This window comes from Okeania sp. KiyG1 (assembly GCF_014132355.1).
Lineage (GTDB): Bacteria > Cyanobacteriota > Cyanobacteriia > Cyanobacteriales > Microcoleaceae > Okeania.
The window spans coordinates 17,902-41,663 of sequence record NZ_BLZO01000092.1 but is presented as its reverse complement, the minus strand read 5'-3'; the positions used below and the strand labels follow the sequence as shown (position 1 = coordinate 41,663).

At 35.6% G+C, this 23,762-nt stretch carries 18 protein-coding genes; 9 read left to right on the top strand and 9 right to left on the bottom strand.

The annotated features are described in order from the left end of the window. Positions 1–48 precede the first annotated feature (48 nt). Positions 49–390, top strand: coding sequence for a dual specificity protein phosphatase family protein (locus tag SAGCYANO_RS21905; RefSeq protein ID WP_307785953.1), 342 nt, complete (start codon positions 49–51; stop codon positions 388–390). Positions 391–685: 295 nt separating this feature from the next. Here SAGCYANO_RS21905 and SAGCYANO_RS21900 read toward each other — a convergent pair whose 3' ends face one another. Beyond that, entirely contained in the window at positions 686–1,135 is a 450-nt protein-coding gene (locus SAGCYANO_RS21900) for a hypothetical protein (RefSeq protein WP_202222005.1), read from the bottom strand. 313 nt (positions 1,136–1,448) lie between these two features. Between SAGCYANO_RS21900 and SAGCYANO_RS45290 the strand changes: the two genes are divergently transcribed. From SAGCYANO_RS45290 to SAGCYANO_RS45280, 3 genes are all read left to right on the top strand, one after another. Next, positions 1,449–2,279, top strand: coding sequence for a serine/threonine-protein kinase (locus tag SAGCYANO_RS45290; protein WP_237396501.1), 831 nt, complete (start codon positions 1,449–1,451; stop codon positions 2,277–2,279). A 176-nt stretch (positions 2,280–2,455) separates the two neighbouring features. Continuing rightward, positions 2,456–2,680, top strand: a complete 225-nt coding sequence (locus SAGCYANO_RS45285) for a hypothetical protein (protein WP_237396499.1) — start codon at positions 2,456–2,458, stop codon at positions 2,678–2,680. Further along, positions 2,677–3,822: a WD40 repeat domain-containing protein gene (locus SAGCYANO_RS45280; protein ID WP_237396497.1), complete on the top strand. Its 1,146-nt coding sequence runs from the start codon at positions 2,677–2,679 to the stop codon at positions 3,820–3,822. The genes SAGCYANO_RS45285 and SAGCYANO_RS45280 overlap by 4 nt, the downstream gene beginning before the upstream one ends. Positions 3,823–5,332: 1,510 nt before the next feature. Here the strand turns inward: SAGCYANO_RS45280 and SAGCYANO_RS21885 are convergent. Then, entirely contained in the window at positions 5,333–5,665 is a 333-nt protein-coding gene (locus SAGCYANO_RS21885) for a TMEM14 family protein (RefSeq protein WP_202222014.1), read from the bottom strand. 917 nt (positions 5,666–6,582) lie between these two features. Here SAGCYANO_RS21885 and SAGCYANO_RS21880 point away from each other — a divergent pair. The 3 genes from SAGCYANO_RS21880 to SAGCYANO_RS21870 all read left to right on the top strand — a co-directional run bounded on the left by SAGCYANO_RS21880 (position 6,583) and on the right by SAGCYANO_RS21870 (position 11,006). Further along, positions 6,583–7,890, top strand: a complete 1,308-nt coding sequence (locus tag SAGCYANO_RS21880) for an ATP-binding protein (RefSeq protein ID WP_202222003.1) — start codon at positions 6,583–6,585, stop codon at positions 7,888–7,890. Positions 7,891–8,183: 293 nt separating this feature from the next. After that, entirely contained in the window at positions 8,184–8,630 is a 447-nt protein-coding gene (locus tag SAGCYANO_RS21875) for a tellurite resistance TerB family protein (RefSeq protein ID WP_202222002.1), read from the top strand. A gap of 1,935 nt (positions 8,631–10,565) precedes the next feature. Beyond that, positions 10,566–11,006 carry a thioesterase family protein gene (locus tag SAGCYANO_RS21870; protein WP_202222001.1) on the top strand — a complete coding sequence of 147 codons (441 nt, stop codon included), beginning with the start codon at positions 10,566–10,568 and terminating at the stop codon, positions 11,004–11,006. A 989-nt stretch (positions 11,007–11,995) separates the two neighbouring features. Here the strand turns inward: SAGCYANO_RS21870 and SAGCYANO_RS21865 are convergent. Then, positions 11,996–12,466: a KGK domain-containing protein gene (locus SAGCYANO_RS21865; protein WP_202222000.1), complete on the bottom strand. Its 471-nt coding sequence runs from the start codon at positions 12,464–12,466 to the stop codon at positions 11,996–11,998. Positions 12,467–12,673: 207 nt separating this feature from the next. On the opposite strand from SAGCYANO_RS21865, the gene SAGCYANO_RS21860 reads away from it, so the two are divergent. Further along, entirely contained in the window at positions 12,674–13,660 is a 987-nt protein-coding gene (locus SAGCYANO_RS21860) for a putative 2-dehydropantoate 2-reductase (protein WP_202221999.1), read from the top strand. A 314-nt stretch (positions 13,661–13,974) separates the two neighbouring features. On the opposite strand, the gene SAGCYANO_RS21855 is transcribed toward SAGCYANO_RS21860, so the two are convergent. From SAGCYANO_RS21855 to clpS, 4 genes are all read right to left on the bottom strand, one after another. Continuing rightward, positions 13,975–16,452: an FG-GAP-like repeat-containing protein gene (locus SAGCYANO_RS21855; RefSeq protein WP_237396495.1), complete on the bottom strand. Its 2,478-nt coding sequence runs from the start codon at positions 16,450–16,452 to the stop codon at positions 13,975–13,977. A gap of 583 nt (positions 16,453–17,035) precedes the next feature. Then, entirely contained in the window at positions 17,036–18,118 is a 1,083-nt protein-coding gene (locus SAGCYANO_RS21850; RefSeq protein WP_202221997.1) for a TIGR03032 family protein, read from the bottom strand. Positions 18,119–18,299: 181 nt separating this feature from the next. After that, positions 18,300–19,295, bottom strand: coding sequence for a CPBP family intramembrane glutamic endopeptidase (locus tag SAGCYANO_RS45275; protein WP_237396494.1), 996 nt, complete (start codon positions 19,293–19,295; stop codon positions 18,300–18,302). A gap of 536 nt (positions 19,296–19,831) precedes the next feature. Further along, positions 19,832–20,119 (bottom strand): ATP-dependent Clp protease adapter ClpS, encoded by a 288-nt coding sequence (clpS, locus tag SAGCYANO_RS21840; RefSeq protein ID WP_202221996.1) that lies wholly within the window; start codon positions 20,117–20,119, stop codon positions 19,832–19,834. A 911-nt stretch (positions 20,120–21,030) separates the two neighbouring features. Between clpS and SAGCYANO_RS21835 the strand changes: the two genes are divergently transcribed. Further along, positions 21,031–21,540 (top strand): DUF3172 domain-containing protein, encoded by a 510-nt coding sequence (locus tag SAGCYANO_RS21835; protein WP_202221995.1) that lies wholly within the window; start codon positions 21,031–21,033, stop codon positions 21,538–21,540. Between the two features lie 285 nt (positions 21,541–21,825). On the opposite strand, the gene SAGCYANO_RS21830 is transcribed toward SAGCYANO_RS21835, so the two are convergent. Further along, on the bottom strand, positions 21,826–22,026 hold the full coding sequence (locus tag SAGCYANO_RS21830) for a hypothetical protein (protein WP_202221994.1): 201 nt from the start codon (positions 22,024–22,026) through the stop codon (positions 21,826–21,828). Positions 22,027–22,244: 218 nt separating this feature from the next. Beyond that, positions 22,245–23,576, bottom strand: coding sequence for an AMIN domain-containing protein (locus tag SAGCYANO_RS21825; RefSeq protein ID WP_202221993.1), 1,332 nt, complete (start codon positions 23,574–23,576; stop codon positions 22,245–22,247). Positions 23,577–23,762: the final 186 nt, after the last annotated feature.

The following is a 23,762-nucleotide window of genomic DNA, read 5'->3' as shown; positions in this document are numbered from 1 at the left end:
ATCAGGAATCAGATGTGAGAATTGAGGTGTTCCTTTAAAGTATAGGATATAGCAGTTATCTTATTCTTATGTCTTCATTTCTTCCCTATTCCCTATTCCCTATTCCCTAAAGCAAAAGTCTCCAATATCTCACAACTAAAATCATATTGCTATATTTTGAAAGTAGTAAAAGAAGGACAAATAGTAGTAATTCATTGTAAAGCTGGATTGGGACGTACCGGAACAGTTGCTGCTTGTTGTTTAGTAGCTTTAGGTTATTCTGCAGTAGAAGCGATCGCTAAGGTCAGACAAACTCGTCAATACACAATAAAAACTAAACAACAAGAAAATTTTGTTTTCCGATTTGCTCAAGAATTAACTCCAGAAAAACTGACACTTTCAGCGCTTTAAAGAATTTATTAGTTTGAGTTATACTATTTGGATAAATCTTTATTTGCTACCTTAAGAAGTAACCTATCTAAATCAGATTTAGTATAGAGTTATATTTAGTTTGATTGAATCTTGATGGAACAGGAGAAAAGAGTAAAAGATATCCTCTCCCCACTCTGTTTCTTCAAGAGATTTTTTTCCTGTTCCCTATTAGTTTTGTTCAGGATATTTTCTAAATAACCCAAATCATCCTGCTATATTTCTTAGGATTTTTAGATGCTAAATTATCCTGAATTTAATATTTGTCTTGCCTTAATTATGGTTGTTTTAATAATTCAGCCCGGATACAACCTTTTTCCCACTTCCACTTAGGTAGAGATTCTTGAGGAAGAAAAATTGCCCAGATTGAACCTTCAGGACTTTTATAAAAACCCGTAATTTCAGCTTCTACCATACCACTCCAGGGTGCTGATACTAAAATTTTATCCCCCGAAGTAAAAACTTTTCCATTAGCATTGGTAACTTGTTGGATAGATTCTTTTAGCTTTGGCTTTCCTGGTTTTTTAGGTCTTTCTGGTTTACTTATAGGTTTTCTTAATTGTCTTTCATTTGTACCTTTTGCTCTTGATGAAAGGCTATTTTTTGTGGGAATTGGTTTTTCTAATTTTGACTCAGTTTGTTCCTGAAGCTCCTCCTTCGGAGAATTTGGATCAATAGGCTGTTTTGGCCTAACAGGTCTCTTGATTGCTATTATTTCATGACTCATCCACTTAACTCCCTATACCTGATTTTAGCTTTGCTTCTATCTATAATAGCACCGTTAAAATTGTGCTTTTGTTTTGAGTGGCCAAAATTATTATTTTGGTTTATATATTACACTTCTAAATCGGAATTAATTTGTGTTCTGGAGTAACATATCTCTATCAATTAATGCTTAAGGACTACAATTAAGCTTCTAATTTTCAGTTTTGGTATCAGGAAAATATACTTAATTCAAACTATTTGTTCAATTGTAGATGTCAAGATAAGTAAATTGTTTCATGCCATAATCAACTAAAAAAGGCTCTACCATAATAACGATGATTGGTAATATTTTAGATGGACGCTATCAAATTATTAAAATTATTGAATCAGGGGAAATTGGCCATGCTTATCTGGCCCTAGATATTCGTCGTCCTGGAGAAGCACAATGTTTTATTAAGCATCTACAACCAAGTATTTACGATCAAAGATTAATTAATATCGTTCGCGATCGATTTCAAAAAGAAGCACAAATGCTAGAAAAGCTTTCTCAACACGATCGAATTCCTAAACTCCTTGCGTATTTTGAAGAAGATCGAGAGTTTTTTCTAGTTCAATCTTTTATTGCTGGTCAATCTTTGGAGCGTGAAATATTACCGGGTAAACCACTATCTGAAAAACAAGTAATTTCAATCCTTAATGAAGTCCTAGAAATTTTAGTATTTGTGCATGAAAATAGTGTGATTCATCGAGATATTAAGCCTGCTAATTTAATTAGAAGAAAATCGGATAATCAATTAGTTTTAATTGATTTTGGAGCTGTTAAAGAAATTAATGTTGGTCAGCAAAATCCTACAGCTAGGATTGGCACTATGGAATATATGCCAATAGAACAATTTGAATATAATCCTCAATTTAGTAGCGATATTTATGCTTTAGGAATGATTGGCATTCAGGCAATTACGGGATTACCTAGTAGCGAATTATCAAAACTAAAAGATAATGAAAATGGTGAAAAAAAAGAGATTTTTTGGCGATACCAAACAAATTGTTCTACCCCTCTAGCAGATATTTTAGATAAGATGGTGCGCTATGATTTTCACGAACGTTACCAGTCAGCAGCAGAAGTTATAGCAGATTTAAAAAAATTAATGAGTTTCCCAGTTTAGCTATAGATAATCAAGAAATTTATCGGCAAGAGGTTATTCGTCTGGCTAGCGATCGAGGAGATATTTCTAGTATCGGGAGAATAATTTTAGATGAACTTAGAGAAAGTTTAGAACTCTCGCGGGAAGAAACGGAAATAATTGAGGATGAAGTATTAAATCCTTACCGTAAATATCGAGTGAAAGGAGAAACATATGAACAAGCATTAAAAACTGCCATTCAGGAAGAATATCCTTTTAATCAAGAAACTCGCCAGAATTTAGAACGTCTACAGCAAATTTTAGGGCTAACTCAAGAAGATATAGAATTAATAGAAAACAGAGTCTTGCCGAAATCTCTACTTACTAAATTTAAAAAATATTTAGCAGTAACAACAAACAATCATCTTTTAACTGGCAGTTGATTTTAGGATTTATCGCCACCTTAATTGTAATAATTTTTGCTATATATAGATATCTTAAATTCCAAAACTATTTACAACTACGTCAACAACAAGTATTACAACAGCAAGAACAAGAATCGGCAAAATTAAATTTTGTCAAAAACTTATACATAGAGCGCAACTATGAAGAATGTATCAATCAAGGAACTCTAATTACTGAAAAATCTAGCATTTTTTCTGAAGCTCAATCTCTTTTAAAAAATTGTCAACAAGGTATAAATTGGCAGAATTATCAAGTTGAAGATTTGTCTAGGTTTAATGCTTCTATAGGCGCTCTTGAATTTAGTAATAATGGCAAAACTTTAGTTACTGGAAGTAGAGACACAACGGTAAAAATTTTAGAAGTTCCTACAGGAAAAGTTATCAACACATTAGCTGGAGATGATTCTCCAATTTGGTCAGTTGCTGTGAATAATAATGGTACTAAATTAGTGGCAGGTACTTATGATTGGAGAGTAATTATCTGGGATTTGGAAACAGGAGAATTATTTCGCATATTTGAACATTGGGCGCCCGTTTGGTCAGTTGCTATGAGTTCTGATAATCAAACAATTGCTAGTGCTAGTGGGGATAAAACAGTTAAAGTTTGGGATTTAGAAACGGGTTTTTTAATTTTTAGCTTCCCCGATCATTCAGACGTAGTTTATTCTATTGCTATTAGTCCAGACGGCAGAAAATTGGTTAGTGGTAGTGCAGATAAAACTATAAAAATTGAAGATTTAAATACTGGAGAATTAATTAATACATTGACTGGACATGAAGGAGTAATTAGGTCTGTTGATATTAGTCCAGATGGGAAAAAAATAGTTAGTGGGAGTTACGATAATACTATTAAGATTTGGAGCTTAGAAACAGGAGAATTAATCAAAACTATTGTTGGTCATACTGATGAAGTTGTGTCTGTTGATATTAGTCAAGATGGTCGATATATTGCTAGTGGCAGTAAGGATAATAATATTAAGATATGGGATTTAGAAACAGGAGCTTTAGTTAATACCTTGACCGGACATGAAGATGAAATTTATACGGTTACTTTTAGTCCTGATGGTAATAGTATTGCTAGTGGCAGTAAAGACAGAACTATTAAGCTTTGGCGACGATAGTAATTAAAGAATGCGCGAATTTAGAATGCGCGAATTTAGAATTACCTCTTCTTGTAAATAAAAGGATTTTTTTCTTCTCTTGGTCTGATGGATATGGCCCAGGTTTCCTCGCCATCCCTCCACCGCTTTTTTCTCCATGAATGGAGAAGATTTATACCTGAATTTTTCGGTAACAAGGAAGAAGTAAGAAGTAGGAAACATTGAGCTGTACAGCAATAAAATTCCATCAGAAATAATAGCTATAGTAATTAAAGAATGCGCGAATTTAGAATGCGCGAATTTAGAATTACCTCTTCTTGTAAATAAAAGGATTTTTTTCTTCTCTTGGTCTGATGGATATGGCCCAGGTTTCCTCGCCATCCCTCCACCGCTTTTTTCTCCATGAATGGAGAAGATTTATACCTGAATTTTTCGGTAACAAGGAAGAAGTAAGAAGTAGGAAACATTGAGCTGTACAGCAATAAAATTCCATCAGAAATAATAGCTATAGTAATTAAAGAATGCGCGAATTTAGAATGCGCGAATTTAGAATTACCTCTTCATTGTAAATAAAAGGATTTTTTTCTTCTCTTGGTCTTATGGATATGGCGCAGGTTTCCTCGCCATCCCTCCACCGCTTTTTTCTCCATGAATAGAGAAGATTTATACCTGATTTTTCGGTAACAACGAAGAAGTAAGAAGTAGGAAACATTGAGCTGTACAGCAATAAAATTCCATCAGAAATAATAGCTATAGTAATTAAAGAATGCGCGAATTTAGAATGCGCGAATTTAGAATTACCTCTTCATTGTAAATAAAAGGATTTTTTTCTTTTCTTGGTCTGATGGATATGGCGCAGGTTTCCTCGCCATCCCTCCACCGCTTTTTCTCCATGAATGGAGAAGATTTATACCTGAATTTTTCGGTAACAACGAAGAAGTAAGAAGTAGGAAACATTGAGCTGTACAGCAATAAAATTCCATCAGAAATAATAACTATTTTCCTCTTAAGTTTAATGTTCGGGTTTTTCAACTAATTTTTTGTTTTCTCATTTAACCTCCTTTCACTTATGGCTGAAATTATTGCGATTTAGTTTCAGGAAAAAGTTGAGACTTTGAGAGATTTTACCATTCCGGCGATCGCTCAGTTTAGCCCAGAAATGTAGGTCAGGTTATTTTCAGGAGCTTGATATTCAGAGTGCATTAATTACTGATGGTAAGAGTCCAATGAATATTTTTAGTAGGATTCAATATCATGTCCTCACTTTATTGTTGTGGTCGTCACGTTGCTATGAATGGTTTTCCCGACTTTGGCCGGGAATTGCCGGACTTGATGTATCTGTAAACCTAAGATTGAATATCTATAGCGCTACGCGCTAGGGAATAGGGAATAGGGAACGGGGAATAGCAAACTGTAAAAGGATTTTAGGATTGAAAAATGTCTTAACCAATTATTGTAGTGCTATAGAGGAAATTTAAGTTTTTTTTAGACTTTTCAGCCTTCCTCCCTCTTCCTTCTTCCCTCTTCCCTATTAAATTGTGGCTGAATTGTTGAGACTAATTTGATAAACCATGAGTGCTACAGCAGCAATACCAGTAAAAATCATTAATCCAGCAGGCATCATTTTACGAGTTTTCACTAAACGAATAATGAATGTAATTACTAAAATAGTTGCAATAACTGTAGAAAATATTAAACCCCAATTCATACCCATTAGTTGGATAATTCCACTCAAAATTAGTAGAAAACCACTTACACTACCAGATATTAAAGAAATTTTGCTGCCTGCTTTTTGATATCCGATAATACCTCCAACAATGGCTAAAATACCATAGGCGATCGCTGCTATTATTGCTATATTCATAGTCATTATTACTAACTTCTAAAAACTCAAATTAATTTATACAGCGATTAATGTAACTACTTGTTAAAATAGACAGAAAAATTATCAAAACTTAATATTGCTTAACGAAGCTCAAATGAGGATTAAAGATAGTCGTTTCAACCATTCAACCTAATACGATATTTCCAGATAGGTTTCTTTTGTAAACTTTATATAGCAATATGACATTATCAAAACTCTAAAACTCTGATTCCTTTTCCCTCTTCCCTAATTCCCAGAGTTTTTTTCACAACAAAAATACAATTACTATAGTAGTTTAGGAAATATTTCTCCGTCCAAAGTCAGAACTTAAGTAAATGTAAAAAAATAGTTGTTGGTAACTACAGAGAGTAAAATTATTTCTATAGTTACCAGATTATATACCAGCTTAAAAAAAGAATGCTATAAAAAGTACCGTAAGCATTCAGCTATTAGCAGTCTGCTAGCCTCCTCCGGAGGAACTACGCTCTTCAGCAATTAGTAATTATTCATTACTTCTCAGGTTTAGGAAGGGGACTTGAACAGTAACTTTTATTCTGTCTCAATTTCTCAATTATTTTTACCTTCCCCAAAATTAATAGCTGAAGTTCGCAGTTCCGACCATAGGAGGCTAACTAATAGCTGACGGCTGAATGCTTACAAAGTGCCTCTCGATCAGACATACTTAAAAATAGTGGCTATCGTTAATTTTAGATAGTTATATCTATCTTTTTTGCCTTGTTTGAATATTTATTCCTTCTTCCTTATTCCTTCTTTCTTACTTCTACTATTTGTAAAAAAACTTATAAAATTAGTAATAGATATATCACTCAAAAATTATTTATCAAGAAATTCCGAAATAGAAAAAACGGAACCTTTCATCACTGTTTTCTACTGCTTATTTTATCTTGCCTTTTTTTATGTCTTGTTTAGATTATCAAGCGATCGCCGAAATTCACAACTTACAAAAGCAAATAGCATCTCTGTTGTTATATCAGTCTGTTCTGAAAAACCCAGTAGGTGAAACATTTATTCAACTATTACAATCTCTATCTAAAAATAATGTCAATGACCTTGAATGTATTCAAGCTTATAGTAACTGGTTTAGAGCTATTACTAGTATAAATATTTCCTGGCAAGAATATATAATTTATCAGATTATTAACGATGATAATCCCTTTAGTAAACAAGTTCAACAAAGAAAACTGACTGACCTTTCTCCCACTTTAATCGCAGCAGCAAAACACGATTTGCAAAATTTACAAAACCTTTCTAAATGTAGTGGCAAAAAAATTAGTCAGTGGATACAAACAATAGCTAAATTAGAAAAACCTCCCATTGTTTGGGAAATACAATCAAAACAAAAAGAAGCTATCTACGACAAGTTAATAAACTTAGAAAATTGGGCAGATGCCATTGAAACCTTAGCCACTCATTATCATCAGAATGGCACAGGTTTATTTGCCCAATCAATTGCTTTTGAATGGCGTAACGGTCAACTACTTACTATTACTTACCCCGACCCAGTTGAATTAAAAGAATTAGTCGGATATGAATTTCAAAAAGATACCTTAATCAAAAATACAGAATTTCTCCTAGCAGGATATTCAGCCCTGAATATATTACTATATGGTAGTCGTGGTTCTGGCAAATCCTCTTTAATAAAAGCCTTATTAAATGAGTATAGTCAACGCAATCTTCGTTTAGTCGAAGTAGCTAAATCAAACTTAAAAGACTTACCATTAATTACAGAAAAATTACGCGATGTTCCACAAAAATTTATTATCTTTGTCGATGACCTTTCCTTTGAAGAAGACGATGATACTTTTAAAGCTCTCAAAGTAGTTTTAGAAGGTAATTTAACTGCTAGACCAACAAATGTGGTAGTCTATGCTACATCAAATAGAAGGCATTTAATTAGAGAATTTTTTAACGATCGCCCTCGCCCAAAAGATAGTGATGAGGTTCATAATTGGGATACAGTTCAAGAAAAGCTTTCTTTTAGCGATCGCTTTGGCTTAACTTTAACTTTTGAACCTGCTAACCAGGATACTTATTTAACAATTGTTAGACATCTGGCAAAACAGGCAAAAATCAATCTAAATTCTGAAGATTTAGATTATCAAGCCTTACAATGGGCTACTAGACATAATGGTCGCTCTGGGCGAACGGCACGACAATTTATTGATTTTCTCAAAGCTAATTTAGCAGTTTTTGAGAAGTATTGAAGAAGGTAGTAGGTGTTCAACAATGAATAATTAATAATTAATAATTAATAATTACCCCTCCTTGAAAAGAAGAGGATTGACTAAAAGGATAATTTTTTGTTCTCTTGGTCGATTGGATATGGTTAGGAAACCCATCCATCCCTCCACCGCTTTTTTCTCCTTTAAAGGAGAGGTTTTAAACCTTAATTATTCGGTAAATTTTAAGTTTTAGATTAAATCTAAAACTTACTTGATAACACCTAATATTTTCCCAACATAGAGATGGTCAAAAAATCACTAAAGAGGTAACTAAAATGGGTCTTTTCGATCAAGGAACAACAACAATACAAGCTACTGATATTCAATTAGAACCAGCAGAAGCTTTTGCAGCTATCGCCTTAATTGCTGTTGCTGCTGATGGTGTTATTACTAGGAGTGAATCTCAAGGTATTAATAATATTTTCTCTCGTATGCAACTGTTTAGTGATTATTCAAAAGAACGTAAAACAGAAATGCAAGACCGTCTCCTTGGTATGATTAAAAATAAAGAAATAAAGCCTTTGTTTGATGCGGCAGTTGCTAAACTTCCAAAGGAGTTAAGAGAAACAGTTTTTGCTGTTAGTACAGACTTGGTTTTAGTAGATGGAGACCTTGCTGAAGAAGAGGAACAACTTTTGAATGAGTTATATAATGCTTTGGAAATTTCTGAAGCAGTTGCTACTAATATTATTGATGTAATGATGATTAAAAATAAGGGTTAATTTAATTACAAAATTAATTCTGATGAATGTTCAATGAACAATACTCAATTTTATTGTAGTGATTGTTCATTGTTCAGAAAAGGAAGAAGAAAGGAGCGAAGGACTGAAAAATTTTGTGTTGTCTGAGTTTTAAGCTTTTGATATGTCCGTACCCTTTGCTTCAACTATTATATATAGCGAGAAAAACTATAACGTTATAGATATGTCGTCTCTAGAACTCAAAAATCCCTAATTCCTAAATATATGATTTATCCTCTGTACCGGGACTTTAGTTGCAGGTGGTAGGCGATCGGAATTTAGGTAAATCAACTATATATAGGGAGAAAAACTATAACGTTATAGATATGTCGTCTCTAGAACTCAAAAATCCCTAATTCCTAAATATATGATTTATCCTCTCTACCGGGACTTTAGTTGTAGGTGGTAGGGGACTCGGAATTTAGGTAAATCAACTATATATATAGGGAGAAAAACTATAACGTTATAGATATGTCGTCTCTAGAACTCAAAAATCCCTAATTCCTAAATATATGATTTATCCTCTCTACCGGGACTTTAGTTGTAGGTGGTAGGGGACTCGGAATTTAGGTAAATCAACTATATATATAGGGAGAAAAACTATAACGTTATAGATATGTCGTCTCTAGAACTCAAAAATCCCTAATTCCTAAATATATGATTTATCCTCTCTACCGGGACTTTAGTTGCAGGTGGTAGGCGATCGGAATTTAGGTAAATCAACTATATATATAGATATAGATATAGGGAGAAAAACTATAACGTTATAGATATGTAGTGTTTACAACTCAAAAATCCCTAATTCCTAAATATATGATTTATCCTCTCTACCGGGACTTTAGTTGTAGGTGGTAGGCGACTCGGAATTTAGGTAAATAAACTATATATATAGCGAGAAAAACTATAACGTTATAGATATGTAGTGTTTACAACTCAAAAATCCCTAATTCCTAAATATATGATTTATCCTCTCTACCGGGACTTTAGTTGCAGGTGGTAGGCGATCGGAATTTAGGTAAATCAACTATATATATAGATATAGATATAGGGAGAAAAACTATAACGTTATAGATATGTAGTGTTTACAACTCAAAAATCCCTAATTCCTAAATATATGATTTATCCTCTGTACCGGGACTTTAGTTGTAGGTGGCAGGGGACTCGGAATTTAGGTAAATCAACTATATATATAGGGAGAAAAACTATAACGTTATAGATATGTAGTGTTTACAACTCAAAAATCCTTAATTCCTAAATATATGATTTATCCTCTCTACTGGGACTTTAGTATTAGGTGGCAGGGGACTCGGAATTTAGGTAAATCAACTATAGATATAGATATAGGGAGAAAAACTATAACGTTATAGATATGTAGTGTTTACAACTCAAAAATCCCTAATTCCTAAATATATGATTTATCCTCTCTACCGGGACTTTAGTTGTAGGTGGTAGGCGACTCGGAATTTAGGTAAATCAACTATAGATATAGGGAGAAAAACTATAACGTTATAGATATGTAGTGTTTACAACTATAACGTTATAGATATTCGGAATTTAGGTAAATCAACATATAGGGAGAAAAACTATAACGTTATAGATAATATTTAGTCTCTAGAACTCAAAAATGCCTAATTCCTAAATATATGATTTATCCTCCCTACCGGGACTTTAGTTGTAGGTGTCAGGTTATCAGTGTAGAAAATATGACTTTATTTACGGTTTCTATAACTGATTAGAGTTGAATTTTCAATTGAACCTAATACCTATTACCTAAAACTTTATTCAACCTAATATAATTTCTTTGTAACGATGCACTTAATAATTTTTGCCCTGACCTGATTTTTCTGATAATTATCATCTTTTATTAAGCGTAACTTCAGAGAGAAATGGTATTACTATTAAATCTATATCTATAAAATGTCTTTTTACTATACAAGAATAGTTCATTTTCAAGATACCGATGCTGCTGGGGTAGTTTATTTTGCTAATGTTTTAGCAATTTGCCATGAAGCTTATGAAGCATCTTTAGTAGAATTTGGTATTAATCTGAAAATCTTTTTTAGTAATCAGGAAATTGCTATTCCTATTATTCATGCTAATGTTGATTTTCGTCGCCCGATGTTTTGTGGAGATGAGTTAACTATTGAATTAATACCTAAAAGTTGGGGAGATGATGAGTTTGAAATTTCCTATCAAGTATTTTTAAAAGAAACAGAGGAAAAGTGGGTTGCCAGAGCTATTACGAAGCACGTTTGTATTCATCCTCAAAGTAGAAGTAGGCAAAAATTATCTGATGAAATGAGGAGATGGTTATTTAGTTTTCCTAGTTCTTCAAAAATTAACAATGAATATAAGTAGAGCATTATTTTTAGGAATTGGTATACAGCAGAAGGAAGAGGGAAGAAGGAAAAATATTGCTTTGTCTGAGTTTTAAATTTTTTATCTGTCCTAACCTTTCCTTCGACTGCTATAACTTTTATCAACACTATAACTTTAGTTTTAGTACTGTTTTTGCCTGTTATTTTTTTCTATCTTTCTTTGTTCAGAACATTCTAGAAACTGAAGCTGGAATGATAAATATAAATTACAGTAGATTCCTCGTATACAGCAGTTTTGGAGTTGATGAGGTACAAAACTTTATGGCTTTAGGCAACAGGCAACAGAGAATTAATAAACTGTACCTCACTATCCTAAAAAGTGCTGTAAAGTGGAATCTACTGTATTATATTTTCGTAAGCATTGGCAGGAAGATTTGCTTTAGGAAAAATCTAAAAGTGGATAATGGAAAGACTATTCATATAGCAAAATTAAAGTTGAAAAATTTGAAAAAATAAAATAATTATAGAGCTGAGTTTAATACAGCAAAATGCAAGTATATGAAGTACAAAAATTTAATACTTCGCCATTAATAATACCAAATCAAAGAAAGATTGTTACAGTAAAATATAGATGCTTAACGGAATTGAAAAATCTTCACTGTTTATTTCTTATACCTACCACCTACCACCTAACACCTAACACCTAATACTTTGAATCGCCAATGTAGCAATATTTTTTGAAAATGGTATAATAGGGTTTAAATAAAACTTTTGTGGTGCAGATATTTTATCCGCTACTGGTGTACCTAACTTACAGCACTTTTCAGATTGGTGAACCACATATTAAAAACAATAATACTTGTAGGGATGTTCCATGAAAAATTTCTACTGCGGTCTATTCAAATGAAAACTGCTGTAGATGAAATCTACTGTATCAATAAATTTTAAATAATACTTACAGCATCATTAGTAGTGTCGTACTAGATACTTTTTTTAATTTTTCAGTTTTCCAGTTTGCTGGTAATAAGTTTATTGATTATTTAAAAGTTGTTGATAATTTTCTCTTTGTCGAATATCGTCTAATGGTGATTCTTGTTGTGGTGGTTCGTCATAACAAAATTCTAATTTAATAACTCTTACTGAACTCTCTGCAACCATAACATGAATTCTCATTTTACCTGTTTGCCATTCTGAATTACCTAATTTTAAAACCTTACATTCCATACCTTCAGGAGGAAAAATTAATTCTATATTTTCTAGTTTAAATTCCACAGATTTGTCAACTATTTTAATAATATTCCTGCTGAAAAGATTAAACATACTATAACTATGTATGTTTTGGTTAAAATTATTATTTGCCTTATGTACTATAAACTGTTCCTTAAAAGAAATTTGAATTTTTTCTACTGTCAACTCCTTAAATCGTTCAACAGTAAAAGTATCTTTTCCAATCATCAAAATATCAGTATCGCACTCTAGAGCTTGAAAAGTATTATCCATAATATTGAAGCAGACTTTCATTGACCTGATAATAACACAATATTTTTACCAGTAAAAAATTGATTTATACAGCCTTCTTTATTCTTCCTAATTTAATAAAATCTAAGCATTCAGCGGTCAGCTATCAGCTATTAGCTATTGCTTTTAGTTTACGATAGTAAATGCTTACAATAAAATAGAAACAGAGTCGAATTTAAGATCAATAAAATGTCAAAAAATACTTACGCTATTATTGGCAGTGGCGCACTAGGAGGTTTTTACGGTGCAAAACTACAAAAATCAGGATTAGAAGTTCATTTTTTACTGCATAGTGATTATCAGCACGTTCTCAAAAATGGCTTAATCATAGAATCCAAAGATGGCGACTTTACCCTCCCTAAAATTAACGCCTATAACAATACTAATAAAATGCCAAAATGTGATGTAATTCTCGTAGCATTAAAAACAACACAAAACCATTTATTACCAGAATTACTCCCACCTTTATGCCAAGACAATAACATTGTCTTACTCTTACAAAATGGATTGGGTGCAGAACCTGAAATAGCCAAAATTATTGGAGAAGAAAGAGTAATTGGAGGAGTATGTAATCTTGCTTCTAATAAAATAGGTTACGGTCATATTCGCCATATAGATTATGGTCTAATTAGAATCGGAAAATATGCCAAAAATTATCAACCTGCTAGTATTACAAATAAAATGCGTGAAATTTCCCAGGATTTTGAAAGTGCTGGAATACAAGTTAATTTGAGTGAAGATTTATTCCGAGAAAGATGGAAAAAATTAGTTTGGAATATTCCTTATAATAGCTTGTCAGTAATTCTAGATGCTCGAACTGATGAAATGATGGGAGATACTAATACTAGAAACTTAATCACAGAAATAATGCAAGAAGTATTGGAAGGTGCAAAAAGTTGTCAGTGCGAAATTTCAGATAGTTATATTCAAAATATGTTAGACCATACTGACAAATTAAACCCTTATTTAACTAGCATGAAAATTGACTATGAGCGACGACGACCTTTAGAAATAGAAAGTATTATTGGCAACCCCTTACGAATGGCAGGTGCAGCAGGTATTCAGTTAAATAAAATTGGGACGTTGTATCAACAATTAAAATTTTTAGATGCCAGAAATAGACAAGATATAGCGCTGTGCACAGGCAAAAAGCAACAGGCAACAGGCAACAGGTAACAAGGGGAATAAAAAACCTATAATAAAAGGTTTTATAATTTTTAGGGTTTAAAAAAGTGCGCTCCAGGTAATAGTGGTACTTAAAGATTTTCTGGTCGAAAAAATGAGTCAAAGTCACGCTAGACAAAGGAATTACGTCGATGCCCTAAAAATGGCTAGAACCCCTAGTAATTCAGGATTTATGCCTTTGTGACGTAAAAGCCTTTGCCTATATATATTTGGGCTTATTTTCAGGCTTTATTTTGTTTAAGTCCCAATATTTGCCCCTATTAGTCATGGCCACCACAGGGTGATTGCCTCTACAATTTCATTCCTTAATTTTGAATCAGAAAATCTGACGCAGTTAGTGGAACATCATCCAAAGTGGCAAATAAACCACCACTACCAAAACCAGATTGGTTGCCATTCTGGTTATAGAATAAATTACCTGTGCTTTCATCGTAGACAATGAATGCTCTACTATTGGCAGCATCCCTTTGACTATCCACCACTTCAAACTCCCTACTCACACTAAAACCTGTTCCTCTGCGACTATTGAGTTGGGTAAAAGTGGTTTTATCCAGGACTATTTTGTCTTGACCTACTAGAAAATCATTTATTTCATCTACACCTATATCCCGTTGTCGGAAGCTACGCTTAGTATTATATAAGAAGCGATCGCGACCACCACCACCAATTAAAATATCGTCACCTGCTCCACCGTCAAGAGTGTCATTATTTTGATTTCCGTTTAGGGTGTCTTTGCCATTACCTCCTTCTAATTTATCGTTGCCACCGCCACCGTTGAGTCGGTCATTACCGCTGTTACCCTGAAGTCGGTCGTTACCCCCTCCTCCTATGAGAGTATCACGGCCACTACCTCCACTCAGGGTATCTTTCCCCCTTCCTCCATTGAGATTATCGTTGCCACCGCCACCGTTAAGTCGGTCATTACCGCTGTTACCCTGAAGTCGGTCGTTACCCCCTCCTCCTATGAGAGTATCACGGCCACTACCTCCACTCAAGGTATCTTTCCCCCTTCCTCCATTGAGATTATCGTTGCCGCCACCACCGTTGAGTCGGTCGTTACCATTGCCACCAATGAGGGTGTCATTACCGCCTGCACCGTTGATAGTATCGTTGCCACCTTTGCCATTGATTCTGTTGTTGCGGTTGTTACCTGTGAGGTTGTCGTTGCGGGAAGTTCCTGTACCAGGATTTGCTTGGCTAGTGGTATTGAGCAAGACTGAGACATCATCAGAATTATCGTTCGTTACTACAATGTCTTGTTTACCATCTTTATTTAGGTCTCTTACAGCTAACCAGTCTGGATTATCTCCAACTTGAAAATTGGTAGGTAAACCAAAACGTCCATCTCCATTTCCCAATAGCACCGAGATGTTATCAGAGCCAAAATTAGCTACTACAATATCCTGTTTACCATCACCATCAAAATCTGCTACAACAATTGATTCAGGATTATCTCCAACTTGAAAATTGGTAGGTAAACCAAAACGTCCATCTCCATTTCCTAGTAGCACAGAGATGTTAGCAGAGTCACGATTAGTTACAACCACATCGGCGTTGCCATCTCTGTTAAAGTCTCCCACAGCAACTCCATTAGCTGCATTTCCCCCCGTTCCAAAGTTAGTAGGAAAGCCAAACGTACCATCTCCATTGCCCAAAAGTATAGAGATGTTATCTGATAGGTAATTCGTTGTTACAATGTCTAACTTGCTATCTCCATTAAAGTCTTCTATTGCTAACCTGGAGGGATTATCTGCTGCAACATCAAAATTTAGGGCACTAGCAAAACTGCCATCGCCATTACTCAACAATACTGTGACATCATCAGACTCTGTATTTGCTGTAACTATATCTAATATACGGTCTCCATTCAAGTCTGCCACAGCAATACCGAATGGACGATCGCCAACAAAGAAGTTGCTAGCTGGACTAAAGTTACCATTGCCATCTCCAAATAACACGGAAACTGTATCATTACTTGAGTTAGTGACTACAATATCCTGGTTGCGGTCTCGATCAAAATCTCCCACAGTAACATCAACAGGTCTATCTCCCACTCCAAACAAAGGTGCTGCCGTAACTCCTCCTTTCCCATCACCAAATAACACTGAGATGTTATCTGATTGATAGTTCACCACCACAATATCTTGGTTGCCATCCCCATCAAAGTCTCCTACCGCAGCACCAGCTGGTTGATCGCCTACAGGAAAGTTAGTTGCATTACCGAAGGAAACGGCAAATACCCCGGAATATTTTTGGACAACTGACGGCAAAAACGCCAACCCAGAAGTCACTTCACCTATCTGAGTTTCTAATTCCCATTTGCCTCCTAGAGCAGAATTTCCCACCCGATGGGTTGACGCAGCAATATTTGCACCCGTGAGTTGGTGGAGACTTTCGAGCAATGAGACACCAGGAAAAACCATATCTGCTGCCACATTACACCCATACAGCAAAATTTCCTCAACCGCCCATTCTTGGAGCAACCCACGATATGTATCAATATTTTCCCGACTCACAGGAATATTACCCAAAAACAAAACTCCAGGTGCACCATGACAAACAATGTGGAGACTGTGAGCTGAATATTTGCATAGCGCTACAGTTATTTGCTCAATACCATTTTTGTCGGGTTCAAGCATAACCACTTGAGCATCAGAACCAACCCCCGCAAATAACTGACTGCTATTCTCCACACGGGGGTCAATCACAACTAACATTTTTTTAGTGGATTTAGTTCTCGAAGTAGATTTTGATTGGCCAAGCCATTTATCCGTAAAAACCATATAAGAATCTCGAAAAATAATTTATTATGCTCAGTGAAATTACGAATATTTTATATTTTCTGTCTGGCGATCGCCAAGATTTGGGCCATATTTTGGCAAGAATTTATGATTTTTTTTAATCTATGGCTTTGATTAGATCGGTGCGTAGGGGCAAACTGCCGTTTGTTCCTACAATTTATTGATGTAGAAATTGATACATAATCTATTTTTGATGACTAATACCAATTTGATAAATGTTTGCTACAAATAATTTTCTAGGTGGTAGGTGGTAGGTGGTAGGTTTTAGCTACTAGGTGCTAGGTTTTAGGTTTTAGGTGGATTATTAGTTATTTACTAGCCAGTTTATTTGTAACATTCTTTTTTTAATTTGGTATTACACCCAATACCTAAGACCTAATACCAATTTGATAAATGTTTGCTACAAATAATTTTCTAGGTGTTAGGTGGTAGGTGGTAGGTTTTAGCTACTAGGTGCTGGGTTTTAGGTTTTAGGTTTTAGGTGGATTATTAATTATTTACTAGCCAGTTTATTTGTAACATTCTTTTTTAATTTAGTATAAGTCCTGTTTATATTAGATTTAACTTATTCTTTTTCCAGAAGAAATTCCATTGGGTCTAAAGTCAATAGACGACTAATTTCATCTGTTTGAAATCCTAAAGCCATTGGTCGTTGAATTCCTGGCAATACCTGGACATCGTATAATTCTGTAATTACTCCTTCTAAGCGCAACCATTCAACTATACAACCTGTATTAATATCAATTACCATCAAACCGCAACGCGGTTCTATATTTTTAGCCAATAAATTTTCATCTAATTCTAAACCTAAAAAAGTCATATCCCTTGGTTTAGATAATCCCACGATCGCCCAATTTTTCCAAAAGGCTAAACCCCGCAAATAACCAGGGCAAAAAGTTATCTGTTCAAACTTACCTTTGTCTAAATCAACTACACCAAAAAAACCTCTTCCCGAGTTCAATAACCACAATTTTCCTTGATAAAATCTCGGAGAATGAGGCATAGATAAACCACTCAGAATAATCTCGTTTGATGCAATATCAATTACACAACCACCATCCCTTCTTTTATCTCGCCAACCATCAATTACATCTGTAGAACTAACAGCAGTAACATAAGTAGGTTTTCCTTCTACCATTGCTAAACCATTCAGATGACAACGGTCTTCATTAATAACTTCAGAAATAAAGGGCGGTTTCCATAAAGGAGTACAACTATTTTTATGGCTAACTGTAGCTAAACAGTTCAATAAACTACTAACAAAAATGATTCTATCATTATTATCAACCACAAGATCATGGACATCTAAATCACCAGTTATATAACCTATTCTGGGAATATAAAGTTTATCATAACCATTGTAAAATTGCTCTTTTTGGAGAACATTATCTAACTGCCAAACTTGATATTTTGAACTCATATATAATCGTTCTGGAGTAGCATATAATCCCATGGCACGATCGAACAAACGCTCAAAACCAGAAAAGTTACTTTGGGAATTAACTCCTAGTAAAAGTAATCTAGAAGTTTGGTATGTTGTAAATGCTAGACTAATTTTTTCAGATTCTAACCAGTTAATAAAAGTTCGAGAAGCTATGATTTGTGGATTGGATTTTCCGGAATTATTAGAGTTATCTTTTAGTTCCATTTTTAGATTAATACCATTTTGAAAAAAGAATGTTACGAATAATAAGCGTGAAAAAAAGACAAATGCAGGAGGTCTCCCTTTGAAAAAAAATAGAATTTATTAGCTCAAAACTGCTATTGAAACTATTCCCATACGACTCCTGACTCCTGACTCCTGACTCCTTATTCTAGGTTATACAAATTCACTTTCGCTGAATAAATAAAGCGATCGCTCCTAAAAAAAACCACCCCATTACACCTGCTAAAGGATTACCATTTATCCCAACTATCCACTCTCCAACTACACTAGAATACTTAACTAAACCACCCACATTAATAATGTAATAACCCCACACAAAACCAGCATGAATACCAATAGGCAAACCCAATAATTCTTGTTGATAATAAATCAATTTATCTTTTTCTTTTGGGTTAAATACCCCACCATCTAAACGGTGTTTATAATTAGTTGGAGTTTGAGTCCCCATCCACTTATTCCTTCTTTCTTCTTCATTGGTTGGAGTTTGAGTCCCCATCCACTTATTCCTTCTTCCTTCTTCCTTCTTCCTTCTTCCTTCTTCATCACATTTTGCCCAAACAAAAATTAAACCCAACAACACCAAACCAGGAAACTGAAACCAAGTCCGCAAAATTTCTGCGACTGGTTTAATAAAGTGTAGTAAGGCATATACAACACTACTTACCCACAAAGCTACTTTTGGTTTGTAATCTCGCTCCAACTCATCCAATAACCAACCTCGAAATAGTAACTCCTCAGCAAAACCAATACCCACAGATACCAAGAAACCTTCCAGAATAAATTGAGGTAACTTTGCTGAAGGTGACTGCCATATTACCCATCCCAGGAGCGCTTCTAAAATAAAAAAACCAAACAGACTAACTAAACCTATTCCTAAACCTTGAAAAAATTTCTGAAAGTTGCGCCTACTTATTTCTAAACCGTAACGACGTAGTAGGTGAGATTGTTGATAAACTTTCTTTCCCCAAAACTGGACCAAAATAATAAACTCTATATATAAGAGAGCGATCGCCAATATACTAGCCAAATTTGCATCTCGTCCAAAAAAATATATTGGTGCTGCCAGTGGTATCCAACTCAGAAATAATGTTAAAATAAAAATTCCTATTCTTATAGGAACCGGAAACTTTGCAATTTTGCCGAATGATAAATTAGGCACTACTAACACCTACAGAAATGAGAAACCGAGCTTCTTAAGGTCGAAACTCGGCTTCTATATTACCTTGAATTTGGCAGTTGAAATGTCGTCAGACTTCAGCCGATGGATCAAAACAAGTTGGAAATTTTAATCTCCTATATCACAAAATATGAGATAATATATTCATGGGAGTAAGAACAAGGTTTGTCCCGATGAACCTTTGCTAGTAGGGGTGAAATTCCCGTCGGAAGGAAACTAGTAGGACATAAATCGCTACCAAGACCAAGGCAACAGACAAGCAGGCAGCAAAGATAGGGATTTATAGCTCGCTCTTTGAGTAAAACCACTCTTAAAGGATTAATTATTAAAAGTAAGCGCAAAGCATATGATATTAATCATCAGTATGTCAGAGCGTCTAGGTGGCTCATCAGCGGCCACCACTGACTAATTGTCGGTGACAGTTAAGTGTGAAACTTGGAGAATCGTGGTTTTAACCCGATTCGGAACATCCGCTTAAAATCTCTCGTGTTTTAACCAACAGAGAAGTCAAAATCAAATCAATCATCAGGTTCTATAGTGCTAGTTAGTCCCTGATTTTTTAAATTTTGGCAATAAAACTCAGCGTGTTCTAAAGCACAGGTAATCACCAATGCAATACCGTTACTGTGAGCTTCCATCATAATATCGACAGCTTGGGGTTGAGTTAGACTCGGCACTGTCTTCATCAATGCCTGCACTACATACTCCATACTATTAAAATCATCATTATGGAGTAAAACACGATAACGTGGTGCAGGTTTACGGACTGTGGAAGTGGAACGCTTTTCTATAGTCTCGACAGACACTACTCTATCCTGCTTAAAAAATACTAATACGACATAATAACCTTACTCTAGACCAATATTCAGGCTAGACATAAAGTAAATATACTTAACTTTGTTGAACAATATTTGCCTATTATTTCACTTTTCACCTTCTAAAAATCTAGACAATCCTAGACACGCTCTTCATCGGTGACTAAAAGCAATTTTCCGACTCACCCGTCCATAAGTCTACTGGCAAAGAAGGTTAATGTTCCCCTCAAGTACATTGAGTTTAGGATTCCCTCTGGGGTTTTCATCCTTATGAAAAGTCGAGTGCAAAACACTCCATAATCGTTGCTAAAATCCTCTGGTCTTAGCAGACATAAGTAATAATAACACAGATTAATGCTGTAAAAACATAGACAGACATTTTGTAGATATAAGTCATGGATAGTCTATCTTTTTCAGCTTTAGCAGGCAACAGATAGCTAAATATTATTTGATATATATTTTGGCCTACACTCAGACATTATGAGTATACATTCAGATAATCATAACATAAAACTTAACATTATTCAACAAAGTAAATCAAAAAAATCAAAATTAGGAGGTTATCTGACTTTTGACTTTTAAATTTTGACTCCAACGCTCTAATTTGCGAATTATGATAGTATTAACCAACAAATTTCTAAATTAGTTCGTCCACTATTGTTCATAGCCTAAGAAGCTCGATAACTTAACTTTATTTATAATTTACCGAAAAATTGCGGTTGAAAGCCTCCTCTTTTAAGAGGATAAAAGTGGTCGTAGCGCAGCTTCCCGAAGGGTGGGATGGCGAGGTTTCCTCACCATCCCTCGACCAAGAGAAGAAAAATTTTCATGATTAGTCAATCCTCTTCGTTTTAAAGGAGAGGTAATTCTAAATTCTAAATTCTAAATTCTAAATTATTGAAATGAAACGTACACCTCAAACTACCACCGAACCATCTAGATTCAACTATGCCACTATAGCAATTTTAGGAGGAGTATTTGTTTTAGGTATTGGCATCGGCATTGCCTTTAGCTCCACCGCTAATTTTACTCCCCAAAACGTGGCCTCTCGTGAATTTATCGATCGCAGCGTACCAAACCCAGAACTTTGTGTACAGTTTGGAGCTAGTGCTATGGTAACGAATATGAGAGTTTTCTTGACTCTCAATCCTTTTAACGTATATGTATCTCAACCAAATATCAAACCAGGGTGTGTCATCCGTAGAAATAACTGGTCAATTCTAGAGAAAAGAAACTTACTCAGCAATGAGCAAGTACGGGATTGTAAAAATAGAATGAATACCTTTGGTTATACCGGAAATATTAATGACGATCCAGAGATTAATTGTATCTATCAAAACGATAGTGCTCAAAACCTCTTCTTACCCGATCAATTAGGGCCAGGGGGAAATGCTCCTGAAAATAATTTCTAAGGGAGTAGGGAGTAGGGGAGTAGGGAGTAGGGGAGTGGGGAGTGGGGGAGTGAGGGAGAAGTTAATCCAGTAGTAGTGGCGTGACACACCTAAAATGGTGCATCGGGTAGGGGCGGGTTCCGCGGTAGGGGCGGGTTCCGCGTTAACTGAATGGTTTTACCCAGGACCTGGTGAACCCGCCCCGGTTTTACCCAGGACCTGGTGAACCCGCCCCCGTACCAATAATTGCTCTGCTTGACATCCTCCCGACGCTGCTCTCACGAGACAGCGCGGGATTCCTAAACCTCACGGTTCAGGACTTTCTGTTTCCTCTTGACAGAGGAGCTGCGCTAACGTAGCACCTGCCTCCGAGGCCAAACCTCTTTCTGGTCTTACGGTCGCTCCACAGACTGACACTGCTAGCCCAGCAGCCTTATTTAAGGTTAACACACTATTGGCAACACCGCAAAATTGATTGGTTTTTCCTCCGGAATGCTGCGCAAACATCCCGACACTCCCCTAATAGCTGCCGCCACCATCCTCCGCCAACGGGAGAGCGCGGGTCTTCAACCAACGTTGAGATAAAATTAGCTGTGTCAGTCTAGTAGGGCGACACACCTAAAACTGTGCAATAGATGTTTGTTTCTAGTGTTTTTTTATCCCCATCCCCCCATCACCCCATTCCCCCATCACCCCATCTCTCCATCCTCCCATCACCCTATGTCCTAAAAATTGCTAATATCCTCGTAAAACCTAGAACGAGGTAAATCCTTAACTACACGAACCTCTATGATACTATTGTCTTCTAGAGTAACAGAACGAGGAGAAGCAAGAACAACACTACCAGCACCAAGAGCAGCTCCTGCCAGAAAACCAAAACCTGAACCCGTCAACAATAATAATCCTAACCCCCCACCAGCACTACTGGCAGCCAAAACTTTTTCATTTACATTAGGATGGCCTCGGAGTAATTCTGATTCAGCAGAAAAAGGTATTAAGCGCTCATCTACATATATAGCCCTAGCGATAAATTTACTTCCCTGAGTGGTAGTATCAAAACCACCTACTACAGGGGTTCTAGCTGGTACTATAACTCTACCAGATTCGTCAACGATCGCCTCTTTGAGCAGCAAAACTTCCTGTATCTCAATATCTCGTGGTAATGTAACATCTTGAGATGGATAAATTAAACTTATAACTTCTCCTTCCTCAATTAATATGGCAATATCATCTTCAGATTGTTTTTGCCCCGATGACCCAGGCAAAGGTTCTCCAAAAGTAATTACACCTACTGATTCTGTAGTATTGTATTTTGATTTTTCTCTGGACTCTGGAGGAAGTGAAATAGCCGTCTCTTCTTCCTCTCTAGTCTCAAGTGTGGGTGTTTCTATCACCTCAGAACTTTCCGTTTCCGGCTTTTCATTATTCAAAGCATCTACTACTGGAGACCTAAACCTACCTGGCCTGTCAGTGGGAATGACCAAAAATGGTACAGAAGGCTCCGCAGAAGGCCCTGGGTTGGGTAAAGGAGATTCCTCTTCCGGAGCAGTGTCTAACAAACCTACACTATCTTGCTTTGGTTGAGTAGAAGTTTGATTATCCTCTTCTTCAGTAGTTTGAGAATTTTCTACCTCTGTAGTTTCTGGCTCAGTTGCCTGTCGGTCTGAAATTATTGTCTCTGATGGCTCTGAAAATTCCCCTTCAGCCATAAGCAAACTTAACTGCCAACTATTTTCCTGTGGTTCGACCTGTTCTAATTGTACTTGTTGAGTAGAGATAACCACTTCAGGAGCAAAATCTATAATAACTTTTGCTTGTTCTGGTTGCTCTTGAGAAAGACTAACTCGGCGCACCAAACCATCCGGATATAACTCAGTCACATCTACACTAACCTCCGTATTCGGAATATATACAATTAGACGAGCTGGTTTATTTTCCAAAGAAAAACTAGGAGCTGTACCTGATGGGAGAGTAAACTGGAGTTGATTATTATCTGAGTCAAAAAACCAGTCTGTTAAGAAGGCTGCAAAAACTGGCCGAGTAACACTGAAATTCATTACCAGTGTTCCTACTAATCCAATAAACTTTAATAAAGACTTTGATTTTAACAGATTTTTGGAGATAAATATTGATTGGGCATAGCTAATTTCTCACATTTTGGGTAGTGGGGGAGTCGGTATGTAGGGGCGTTAGCGGCAGCTTTGCGTTAGCAAATGGCATTCGCCCTCACTTTATTTAGTGTC